Annotated in this window: 1 protein-coding gene; it reads right to left on the bottom strand. The window is 43.6% G+C overall.

Annotated elements, in window-relative coordinates; translation table 11 throughout:
• Positions 1-8 precede the first annotated feature (8 nt).
• Positions 9-587: LysM peptidoglycan-binding domain-containing protein (locus OZZ83_RS14695; RefSeq protein ID WP_065763958.1), on the bottom strand; the 579-nt coding region annotated here is incomplete at its 5' end.

Below are 587 nucleotides of genomic sequence, written 5' to 3'. Positions count from 1 at the left end.
AATGAATCTTAGTACCAACCGTTTGCTTCCCAGAATGCTTTCGCAGCTTCCCAAGAACCATAACGTGAAGCAACATATTGTTCTGCCACTTTTTCTTGGTTCGCAGCAGAGTAATCACCATTCAAGTAAGAAGAATCTAATTGGTAACGTCCGATGTAACGTCCGTTCGTTGCTGTGTAAGAACCGCTTGATTCTTTTTGTGCGATCCATTCTTTTGCAGCATTCGTGCTTGTTGCCGTTGTTTCTGTTGTAGCAGATTGTGTTTCAGCAACAGGGGCTGCTTGTGTTTCCGTTTGAACCGTTTCTTGTACAACAGGTTGTTCAGCTTGAACAGGTTCAGCTTGGACTGGTGCTTCTTGAACGGCTGCTTGAGGTTCAGCAGCTGCTTGTGTAGAGCCTTCTGTTGGAATCGTTAATTGTTGTCCTGAGTAGATCAGGTTAATGTCAGAAATTGAATTTGATTCTGCAATGGCATTGATCAAGGAGTTGTCACCAACGTATTTTTGAGAAATCGTTGATAGAGTATCACCTGATTGAACGGTATAAGCTTCGTCCGCATGAGCAGTCGTTCCCATGAAGAATGCAGC

Source organism: Enterococcus sp. E5-162, from assembly GCF_035725965.1.
Classification (GTDB): Bacteria; Bacillota; Bacilli; order Lactobacillales; family Enterococcaceae; genus Enterococcus_B; species Enterococcus_B lactis.
The sequence above is the reverse complement of the archived record's forward strand: the minus strand, read 5'-3'. Positions and strand labels throughout refer to the sequence as shown.